Raw genomic sequence first — 10,274 nt, 5'->3', positions numbered from 1 at the left:
CCGAAGGAATGCGCCAACTACTTCAAATCCTGCGGATATGACCCCGAGTAAAGTGGACGTGCTCTAGAATTGACCGCAACCCGCCACTATCCGGCCGGCAAGACGGGCCATCGTTCCTCAATCCGCCCGCCTGACATCACGTACAAGCCGTCGAAATGTTGCAGGACCGCTTCACTTTGTGTCGGACGGAAAATGGCAAAGTCGTCAGGCCTTGCATCGGTGTCGTGCGGCAACGCCATCATCTGCTGGTTCGAAGAATGCCCCCACAAACGGTTCTCTTGCAGTCCCCGAGGATGGACAGGCTCGGCCATCCATTTCCCGCCATAAAGGAAGCAACCTTTTTTGGGGAGACTGCCGAACGCCTGCGTCAGGTAGGTCAGGAAAGCCGGACCGGGAAGGCGCATGTCGCCGACCTTCAGGATCGGCGTTGCGATGAAAGCCGCAGGCTGGAGAGAACACAGCGTCTCAATTTCGAAATCCGTGGGCTTGAGGAAAGCCGAGCCCATCGACACCTCGGTGATGGTGCCTGCGTTCCCATAGGTCAAAGCCGTTTTGCTGCCACCGGTATTGATGATATTGCGCGCCTTTGGCGGCAGGGCGGCAACGAAATCGTTGAGCCTTGCTTCGACCCGAACCTGTTCATACGCCCCACCGAAAAGACGCGGCAATTGCGGTATATGCGCCTCATAGGCCATCACGCCTTCCAGCCTGAGGCCCGATGCCTCTCCTGCCCGCGCCACGGCCGCCAGCAGCGTCTGCGGGGTTTCGAAACCGCCGCGATGCATGCCGACATCCACCTCGAAGGCAATTCGGATGGTTTTGCCGGAACTGTGCGCGAGCGCCGCATATTGCTCGAGGCGAGCCATGTCATCGATGAGGAAGACACACCGGCGCAGAACATCATCGACCATCTCAGGTGGGGAATGATTGAGGCTCGACGTCAATGTGGCGATCGGTACGGGCTTGCCGAAAAGGACTTCCGCTTCGGGAAAGGCTGACAGCATCGCAAGCGTCATCGGAAGATGAAAGCTCATGATGCGCATGGTGTCGCACCGGGAAAGAATATGCTGCATCAGCGGAATCGAGGATAGCGACTTGTCGACGATCCGCAGCCCAAGGCCGGGTGCCAATCGCTGTCGAACCAACTCGATATTTCCGTCGAGCCGGTCGCGGTCGATGACAAGAACCGGTCGATGCAGTTCGGCCTGGACAAGGGCGGTCGAAAGCCTCTGGTAATACGCCTCTCCCGTCATGGCGCGATCCCGAGCAATCGGGCCATGTAAGGAGAGATGAAGCGATTGTCGGGATCAAGGTCCCGCCTCACCTCCATCGCATCACGAAAACGGGGATAGGACGCGGCCAGATCCGAGGCGGTGAGATTGTGCATCTTGCCCCAATGCGGCCTCCCGCCCCGGCGTCGAAAGATCGCTTCCGCGGCGCGGAAGAAGGCTGTGGGATCTTCAGCCGCATCATGATGGACGGCGATCGAACACGTGTCCCGGCTGTAGAAGGGGCTGAGCCAGAACTTGTCTGCCTGCACACTCCGCACTTCCACGGGAAAATAGACCTGCGGGAAGTGCTTCTCGATCAACGTGATGATTTCCGTGAGCGCTCCCGAACCCTCCTCGAAGGGGAGGTGGTATTCCATTTCGTTGAACTTCGTCTGCCGGTCTGAGACGTAGATCTTCATCCACTCGCCCACGACCTCTTCGTCGGAGAGTTTGGCCATCGCGTTGCCGATCAGCAGGCGCCGAAGGCTCGGAAGCCATTTCAGATATGTCCGCAGCATCTTCAGCGTCGCGAGGCCGGCCTCGTCTTCCGAGGTCATGTGGAAATCGCCGCTCTCCTCGGTCATGTCGAGTGTCTGAATGAGCGCATGCCGCGCAAAGGGAACGAAAAAGACCTCAGCCGAGCGGTGTACGGCCATGAGCGTTTCGAAGTTGTCGAGAACCTGGCCGAGCGGCTGCATGCTTCGCTTGCGCCGCAAATTGTAACGGGGAACGTTCTGGAAGGTGACGGCGGTGAGCGCACCGAACACACCGAGGGTGACACCCGTTGCCTCGATCATCTCCTGATCGCGGTCCACCAGAAACTCCCGCTCCGCTCCGCGTCCATCGAGAAAGCGCATCATCCGCAATTGGGTGTGGTAGGCGCCAAGCCCAAGGCCGGAACCATGGGTCGCGGTTGCGAGCGCGCCGCCGACGGTCTGCTTGTCGATATCGCCCATGTTCGGCAAAGCCTGGCCAAGGCCGGCAAGCAGCTCGGTCAGCTGTCCCAGCTTGGTGCCGGCGCCAACAGTCGCTGTCGTCTGAACGTCATCATGACCGATGAGCCCCGAAAACGCCGCGAGATCGACGACGGTGCCGGACGTCGCGACGAGCGGCGTGAAGGAATGCCCGGAACCGACAAGCCTCAGGGGGCTGGGCGCCTGCTGGATCGTCTCGCGCAATTGTTCTTCGTCGGCTGGCCGCACAATTGCCTGAACCTCCGCCTCCACGCTGCCGGACCAGTTGCGCCAGGATACCCCCTCACCCGCCATGTCGGCCCCCTTTTTGTCCTCTTGCCTGCAGCGAGCCCTTCTCCATGGAGCAGCGCCACCTGATTCAGCCGCGTCCCATGACCTTCGCCAGAAATTCTGTCAGGCGGCCATATGGCGGCATGGCCAGACGTGCAGGATTGAAGATCCTGACCTTTGTGGTGCCGCGGGCATGCGAAAAGCGCTTGAAACCGTCAAGCCCGTGATAGGCCCCGATCCCGCTCGGCCCCACTCCACCAAACGGCAAATCGTTCTGTGCCACGTGCAGCAGAGTGCCGTTGATCGTGACATTGCCGGAAATGGTCCCAGCCAGCACCTTGCGTTCGATCTCGGAGTTGCCGGTAAACAGGTAGAGCGCAAGCGGTCGCGGGCGGGCACGGATGAAGGCGATCGCACCGTCGAGCGTATCATACGGTATGATCGGCAGGATCGGCCCGAAGATCTCGTCCTCCATCAGGCGGCAGTCGACCGGCGGATCGATCACCAACGTCGGCGCGATGCTGAAACCGGTTTGAGGCAATGCGATATCCGCGGAAACGACCCGGACGCCGCGGTCGTGGCATTCCTGGAGCCCGCCTAAAAGTCGCTCGTGCCCCCGTTCGCCCACGATACCGGTATACTGCGTGGCCGAAGTCTGGCGGGGGTAACACCGCTTGATTTCAGTCACCAGCGCTTCAACGAGCCGATCCATCCGGCTTCTTTCGACGAGGACGTAGTCGGGTGCGATACAGGTTTGCCCTGCATTCATCAGCTTGCCGAAGACGATGTCGCGTGCGGCGGAGGCATGGTCATATTCGGGCGCGATGATGGTCGGCGACTTGCCGCCGAGTTCCAGCGTCACTGGCGTCAGATTGGCGGCCGCAGCTGCCATGACCTTCTTGCCGACGGCGGTCGAGCCGGTGAAGATCAGGTGGTCGAACGGCAGCGCGGAGAAAGCCGCCGCTACGTCGACGCCGCCTTCGATCACGGTCACCTCATCGGGTGCGAAATATTCGGCGATCAAACGCGCGAGCAAGGCTGAGGTTTGCGGCACCAGTTCGGACGGCTTGATGATCGCCCGGTTTCCGGCAGCGAGAATATCGATCAGAGGCCCAAGCGCCAGAAACACCGGATAGTTCCAGGGCACCATGATGCCGATGACACCGAGTGGCTGGTACTGAACCCAGTTCGACAGCTGCAGGAATTCGAGGGACCGACCGCGTCGCTCCGGCTTCATCCAACGTTTCAGATGGGAGCGCGTGTGGCGGAGAGCGCTCATCAGCGGCACGATCTCCAACATGGTCGTCTCATGCAGAGAGCGATGGCCGAAATCGCGTGAGACTGCTGCGCAGATCTCTTGTTCCCGCTCCTTCAGCAGGCGGGCAATCCGGTCCAGCCTGTCACGGCGCTGGCCAAGCGTCGGATAGGGATCAGATTCGAATGCGGCTCGCTGTCGGCCGAGAGCATGCGATAGAAGGCTCTCCGCAGAATTGTCTTCGCTCAAGGCCTTACTCCGTCATACCTGATTTTGCCGCAACCGGAAGGCCACGGTGGAGATGACCGAATACCATGACGGCGCATATGGCGGCCAGTCCCAGCGGCAGGAGGCAGGACCAGGCAAAGGCAGCCGGACCGGCTGAAACGAAGACCGGGCCGGCAACTGCGGTACCCAACGTCGCCCCGACAATTGCGATCACCAGAATGCGCGACATCAACGACCCATCCGGGTCATTTTCCGTCAGCACACCCGTGACGAAAGGCGTCACGATGAAGAAGCCGACATTGACCAGGATCTGCGTGCTGATGAACACCACCGGCGTGAAAATGTTGAAGAGATAATAGACGGAGACCGCCATGACGAGGAAGCCGAGCATCACGAACGGTAGCCGTTTGGACTTGTCTTGGGTCATGGAAGGCACGATGGCACCGACGAAACCCGCAAGCGACGAGACGGCCAGGTAGAAGCCGACCTCCGCATTGCTCAAGCCGACGCGCTCACCAACATAGCCGCAGATCGCCCACTGTCCCGCCTGAACGGCATAGACCATGAAGACGATGACCATGGTGAGAAGCATTTTCGAGCGGTCGAGCTTCGAATGAGCGGTCGCTCTCTCCATCGCCATCGGACGCTTGGCGATGAGCAGAAAGAGCGGTGCCATCAAGGCGGCAAAGAGCGTGAGCGTCAGGAACACGGGCGCTTCCGCCTCCTGATGGGGCATCAGCGAGACGACAAAGAGAAGGATGCCCATGGCGGTGCCGCCGATCAGCGCAAGTGCGCCCCAAAGTCTTTCGGCATTGGCGAGCGAGGCAAGATTCATCGCAACAATGCTGAAGATCGCTCCCTCGCCGAGACCGGTGACGAAACGTGCACCGGCAAGCAAAGCCGGGGTCTGCTGCCAGAAGCTTGCAGCTTCCCCCAGGATGACCGCCAGCAAACCCACGATGGCAACAGGGCGCCAGGAGCGAACCGCGAGCTTGGGCAGAAAGATGCCGTAGATGGCGACGCCCGCGAGTTCTGCACTGGCAACGACCGTCGCCAGCCCTTCGTCATAGCCGGCGAGTTTGCTCATCGCCAGGACGACGACCGGCATCACCATGGTGCCGTTCAGCGCCACGGCATAGGCCGCACTCAATCCGAGAATCCACAAGATCATTGCAGTCGCCCCCCAGGGTTTCCGCGCGGCGCTGCCCATTCCGGTCCTTCTGTCGCCGTCGCGATGACGAGAATATGACGCAGCCGTTTGGCGACAAGGGATTTCAGGGCCTCTTTGGGGTCTTTTCCGGCCAATCGAAACGATATGCGACCAAGTTGGCTTGACGAGTCGCAAACCGAAGATGTGTCATCGGTATCAACGGAAAGACGACCAAGCGCGCCGATGGGGAGGCAGAAGCAGCGCATGAAGCAAACCGATTCCCGCTACATGACGGCAAATATTCCGGCCTTCATGCTGAGAAGCCTGGCCATGACGGTGGCCGCTTCCGGTTTGGATGCCAACAGGATCCTGGTCGGCCTGGGCCTCACGCTCGACGACCTTCAGGATCCCGGATGCCGCGTCTCCTTTCGCCAGGGACGGGAAGCGATCCTGCGTGCGCTTCAGATGGCCGAAGGACGCGCGCTCGGTCTGGAAACGGGGTTCCGGCAGAAGATCAATTCGGTCGGGCTCGTGGGTTACGCCATGCTGACGGCGCCCACCGTCGGCGAGGCGGTCAAGCTGGGCCTGCAGTTTCAGAAGGACACAGGCAGCATGCTTGAGTTCGACACGCGCGCGAGCACAGACGGTGTTGCGGTGACGGCCGCCAGCCGGTTTCACGAGCCGGGCATCTACACCTTTCTCGTCGAGGAAGCCTTCGCCAATTTCATGAGTATCGGCATTGCGCTGATCGGAGAAAACTTCAAACCGTTGCGGATCGAACTCGCCTATCCCGCACCCGTACATGCTGCGGCCTATCATGAGATCTTCGGCTGCGACATCCGCTTTGGTTGCGTGGAAAACGTCTTCTTCTTCGATCCGGCTCTGTACAAGCTTCCCCTTGCGACTGCGGATCCTTTCAGCCACCGGCAGCTGTGCGAATTCATCGCCTATCACCGGACCCGCTCCCGGGAGGCAGCGGAAATCACGGAGTCGGTCGAACGCGTGCTGCGTCAGAAACTCCAGGAAAGGATCAGCATCTCCAAGATCGCCAAGGCACTGGGCATGAGCGAACGGACTCTCAGGCGGCGCCTGGCGGAAAGCTCGGTGTCGTTCCAGGGCCTGCTGGATGACCTGCGCAAGAACCGGGCGCTGGAGCTTCTGGCCAATCCGCACATGTCGGTCGAGCAGATCGCGTTCAATGTCGGCTTTACGGACCCTCACAATTTTCGCCGCGCATTTCGTCGCTGGACTGGCACGACACCGGGCGCGCTGCGCAACGACGTATCGTCGATTTGGCCGGAATAGACCCTCATTAGGACAGCTCGACCGCTTCATGCGGGTCGGGGCGCGGGTCTATCCTCTCTTACAAGCACAACAGGCCGGACAATACCGGTCGATGTCGGCTGAGGGGCCATGGCAAACGCAGAGCAATATGTACTGTCCATCGATCTTGGGACCAGCGGCTGCAAGGTCGGACTGGTTTCGCTGACTGGCGACGTCGTGGCCTGGGCCTTTCGGCCGGTGCAACTGCTTGTCGTCGACAGCATCGGTGCGGAACAGCGTCCGCAGGACTGGTGGACGGCCTTTGTCGAAGCGGCCCGTGAGGTTCTGAGCCTTGGCAACGTCTCCCGGTCGGACATCGTGGCAATCTGCTCCTCCACACAGGGCGAAGGCACGGTTCCGGTCGACCGCAATGGCCAGAGCCTGATGAATGCGATCCTCTGGCTCGATATGCGCGGCGCCCGCTATCTCAAGCGCGAGATGCGCGGCGCGCTGAAAGTGGCCGGCTACAATGCGATCAAGCTGCAGAAATGGCTCCGTCTTTGTGGCGGTGCCCCTGCCCTGTCCGGCAAGGACCCCGCCGGCCATATGCTGCTCGTGCGCGATGCCTTTCCCGAGATCTATCAGCGGACGTACAAATTCCTCAACGTACTCGACTACTTCAATCTGCGCCTGACCGGGCGCTTCTGTGCCACGCAGGATTCCATTCTCACCTCCTGGGTGACGGACAATCGCGATCCCAACAACATCCGATACGATGATGATCTGATCGCGATGAGCGGTATCGACCGTGACAAGTTTCCCGATCTGGTACGCTGCACGGATGTGATCGGGACGATCCTGCCAGACGTTGCCGAGGCTCTTGGTCTGTCGCCGAAGACACCGGTGGTGGCCGGCGCAATCGATAACACGGCAGCCGCAATCGGCGCCGGCACGATCGACGATTACGACTGCCATCTCTATGTCGGTTCGTCTTCTTGGATCGCAGCGCACGTGCCGTTCAAACGCACGAGCGTTCTCGATCAGATCGGCTCGATCCCCTGCGCCGTTCCTTCGCGATATCTGATGATCGCCCTGCAATCGAGCGGGGCCAACAACATTGCCTTCCTGAAGGACAGGATCGTCCTGCACGACGACGGGCTCGTCCAGGGAGAGCCTTCCGCCGACACCTACCGTGTCCTCGACGAGATCGCTGCGCGTCAGCCAATGGGCGCGGACGGGGCCATGTATCTGCCCTGGTTGTTCGGCGAGCGCTGCCCGGTGGACGACCAGTCGCTCCGGGCGGGCATCTTCAATTTGAGCATGGAGCACAACCGGGAAACCATCGTCCGCGCCGTGTTCGAGGGCGTGGCGCTGAACACGCGTTGGATGATGAAGCCGATCCAGCGCTTCATGCGCCGGAGGCCTGAGACGATCACGATGATCGGCGGGGGCGCCCTGTCGAATGCCTGGTGCCGGATTTATGCGGACGTGCTGAACGTCACGATCCACCAGCCGCACGAACCGATGAAGGCGAACGCGCGCGGAGCAGCCTTTATCGGGGCCCATGGCCTCGGCCTGATGCGGCTCGACGAAGCCGTGCGACACGTCAAGATCGAGCGGAGCTACGAGCCGTCACCGCCTGCCACGCGCTTCTATGACGAACGCTTCGGCATCTTTACCGAACTGCACAGCCGACTGGCGCCGCTCTACCAGAAACTCAACGGCTCGAAGGGCAGCAAGAATGAATAGGTTCACCACGGCCCGCCAGGAGATCGTCGATATGTGCCGCCACCTCTCGGATCACGGCTATTTTGCCGGGACGGGTGGCAATATCGGCGTGCGCCTGGACGACCGCCTGATGGCCGTCACCCCATCCGCGACGGACTACTATACGATGACCGCCGCCGACGTGCCGATCCTGGAGATCGCAACGCTTTCGGTTGTCGCCGGCGAAAAGACGCCGACGGTGGAAAAAGCACTGCATTCCACCATGCTTCAGGCACATCCCTCCCGCTATGCCAGTATCCATACCCATCAGCCGATCGCCAGCGCCGTTGCGCTGCTGCACGAGATGCTGCCCTGGGCGCCTGGTTGCGATCTGACGGCCCTCGGCCCGCATGTGGCGCTGGTGCCCTACCGTCCGTCGGGCACGAGCATGCTGGCCAAGGCGTTCGCCAGGACGATCCTGCCCGATGTATACGCCTATCTGATGGCGAGCCACGGTGTGATCTGCGCCGCAAATGATCTCAAGTCCGCCGCCGGCATGCTGCGCCAGATCGAAGCCTCGGCAGCACTGTACCTGCGCAAACTCATTCAAAACCGTAGCACGCTCGACAAACAAGTCCGGACTTTTCTCCTGAATGTCCTGGACAAAACTGAGAGCCAAGGAGCCTGACATGAACATGGCAACCCGAACCGCCGACCCCGCATCCTACGCCATCAGTTCCTGGCCTGATAATCGCGACCTCATGGACCGGCTCAACGTGCTTCTGAAGCAGCCACCCAAGGGCATCTCGGCCGCCAACATGCCCAAGGTGCTGAATTATTTCGAAGAGAAATGCACGACCTCGAAGGCATGGGCCAAACGCGCGGCAGAGGTCATTCCCGGTGGCGTCCAGCACAACCTCGCCTTCAATTACCCATTCGCGGTTGCCGCCACGAAAGTCGATGGACCCTATATGTGGGATGCCGACGGCAACCGCTATATCGACTTCCTGCAGGCAGGCGGTCCGACCGTGCTCGGCTCCAACTACCTGCCGGTGCGGCAGAAGGCGCACGAAATCATCGATGACTGCGGACCGGTTACCGGTTTGCTGCACGAATACGAATTCAAGCTCGCCGAAATCATCCGCCAGCACATGCCCGGCATCGAGATGTTCCGCATGCTGGGCTCCGGTACCGAAGCCTGCATGGGCGCGATCCGCCTGGCGCGCGTCTATACTGGAAAGAAATGGGTCATTAAGGTGGGTGGCGACTATCATGGCTGGAGCGACCAGATGGTCTACGGCATGCGCGTGCCCGGCACTGGTCGGCGCGAGGCGACCGGCATTCCAAAGGGCGTGACCGGCCACACCCAGGAGGTCTTCCCCAACGAACTCGGCACGCTTCGTCGCAAGCTCATGCTCAACCGCATCCGGGGCGGTACGGCCGCCGTGATCGTGGAGCCGCTCGGCCCGGAAAGCGGGACGCGTCCGGTGACGCCGGAATACAACAGGGAAGTTCGCAAGCTGTGCGACGAGTTCGGCGCTCTGCTGATCTTCGACGAAGTCGTCACCGGCTTCCGCGTCGGCATGGGCGGTGCCCAGGGCTATTTCAACGTCAATCCCGACATCACCGTCTTTGGAAAATGCCTGACCGGCGGCTATCTGATGGCCGGAGGTATTGGCGGACGCAAGGAGGTGATGATGTCGCTTGTGGGTGGCATTGGCACATCCAGCAAGCGCGCTTTTGTGGGCGGCACCCTGTCGGCCAACCCGCTCTCCTGCGTGGCCGGGTACTACGCCATCGAGGAGATGGCGCGGACCAACGCTCCTGTCATCGCCGGGCGTGCAGGCGACCGGCTGACACGCGGCCTCAAGGAAATCATGACCCGCCGCGGCCTGCCCTATGTGGTCTACAACATGGGATCGATCGTGCATCTCCAGACATCGGCGGTGTTGCTGATGAGCATGCGCAATCCCATCAAGCTGATGCGGGAGGCCAATGCCCGCAAACATCTGATGGAGGAAATGGGCGCGGCCTACATGGCACATGGCCTGCTGACACTGGCGGGGAGCCGCATCTACACGAGCATGGCCGATACTGACGAGGTGATCGACGATGCGCTCAACCGCTTCGACGCGGTTTTCGGTCTGATCTGAGAC

Annotated in this window: 8 protein-coding genes; 4 read left to right on the top strand and 4 right to left on the bottom strand. The window is 61.0% G+C overall.

The annotated features are described in order from the left end of the window. Positions 1-86: 86 nt before the first annotated feature. The 4 genes from DMY87_RS23345 to DMY87_RS23330 all read right to left on the bottom strand — a co-directional run bounded on the left by DMY87_RS23345 (position 87) and on the right by DMY87_RS23330 (position 5,169). Entirely contained in the window at positions 87-1,043 is a 957-nt protein-coding gene (locus DMY87_RS23345) for an alanine racemase (RefSeq protein ID WP_342588671.1), read from the bottom strand. Positions 1,044-1,249: 206 nt separating this feature from the next. Beyond that, positions 1,250-2,539 carry a D-arabinono-1,4-lactone oxidase gene (locus DMY87_RS23340; protein ID WP_110794040.1) on the bottom strand — a complete coding sequence of 430 codons (1,290 nt, stop codon included), beginning with the start codon at positions 2,537-2,539 and terminating at the stop codon, positions 1,250-1,252. Between the two features lie 64 nt (positions 2,540-2,603). Beyond that, positions 2,604-4,019 (bottom strand): coniferyl aldehyde dehydrogenase, encoded by a 1,416-nt coding sequence (locus tag DMY87_RS23335; RefSeq protein ID WP_110794039.1) that lies wholly within the window; start codon positions 4,017-4,019, stop codon positions 2,604-2,606. Between the two features lie 4 nt (positions 4,020-4,023). Then, positions 4,024-5,169 carry an MFS transporter gene (locus DMY87_RS23330; RefSeq protein ID WP_110794038.1) on the bottom strand — a complete coding sequence of 382 codons (1,146 nt, stop codon included), beginning with the start codon at positions 5,167-5,169 and terminating at the stop codon, positions 4,024-4,026. A 243-nt stretch (positions 5,170-5,412) separates the two neighbouring features. Here DMY87_RS23330 and DMY87_RS23325 point away from each other — a divergent pair, with 243 nt between their 5' ends. The 4 genes from DMY87_RS23325 to DMY87_RS23310 all read left to right on the top strand — a co-directional run bounded on the left by DMY87_RS23325 (position 5,413) and on the right by DMY87_RS23310 (position 10,271). Next, positions 5,413-6,453, top strand: a complete 1,041-nt coding sequence (locus tag DMY87_RS23325) for an AraC family transcriptional regulator (RefSeq protein ID WP_110794047.1) — start codon at positions 5,413-5,415, stop codon at positions 6,451-6,453. Positions 6,454-6,561: 108 nt separating this feature from the next. Continuing rightward, entirely contained in the window at positions 6,562-8,160 is a 1,599-nt protein-coding gene (locus DMY87_RS23320) for a xylulokinase (protein ID WP_110794037.1), read from the top strand. Continuing rightward, positions 8,153-8,806, top strand: a complete 654-nt coding sequence (locus tag DMY87_RS23315) for a class II aldolase/adducin family protein (RefSeq protein WP_110794036.1) — start codon at positions 8,153-8,155, stop codon at positions 8,804-8,806. Before DMY87_RS23320 ends, DMY87_RS23315 begins: the two co-directional genes overlap by 8 nt. 1 nt (position 8,807) lies before the next feature. Beyond that, positions 8,808-10,271, top strand: a complete 1,464-nt coding sequence (locus DMY87_RS23310) for an aspartate aminotransferase family protein (RefSeq protein WP_110794035.1) — start codon at positions 8,808-8,810, stop codon at positions 10,269-10,271. Positions 10,272-10,274: the final 3 nt, after the last annotated feature.

The organism is Peteryoungia wuzhouensis (genome assembly GCF_003205195.1).
Classification (GTDB): Bacteria; Pseudomonadota; Alphaproteobacteria; order Rhizobiales; family Rhizobiaceae; genus Allorhizobium; species Allorhizobium wuzhouense.
This window is presented reverse-complemented; position numbering and strand designations above follow the sequence as displayed.

Coding starts and splice junctions, on each gene's coding strand:
- DMY87_RS23320 (WP_110794037.1), top strand. CDS start 6,562: ATGGCAAACGCAGAGCAATATGTACTGTCCATCGATCTTGGGACCAGC.
- DMY87_RS23340 (WP_110794040.1), bottom strand. CDS start 2,539: ATGGCGGGTGAGGGGGTATCCTGGCGCAACTGGTCCGGCAGCGTGGAG.
- DMY87_RS23345 (WP_342588671.1), bottom strand. CDS start 1,043: ATGCGCATCATGAGCTTTCATCTTCCGATGACGCTTGCGATGCTGTCA.
- DMY87_RS23315 (WP_110794036.1), top strand. CDS start 8,153: ATGAATAGGTTCACCACGGCCCGCCAGGAGATCGTCGATATGTGCCGC.
- DMY87_RS23330 (WP_110794038.1), bottom strand. CDS start 5,169: ATGATCTTGTGGATTCTCGGATTGAGTGCGGCCTATGCCGTGGCGCTG.
- DMY87_RS23310 (WP_110794035.1), top strand. CDS start 8,808: ATGAACATGGCAACCCGAACCGCCGACCCCGCATCCTACGCCATCAGT.
- DMY87_RS23325 (WP_110794047.1), top strand. CDS start 5,413: ATGAAGCAAACCGATTCCCGCTACATGACGGCAAATATTCCGGCCTTC.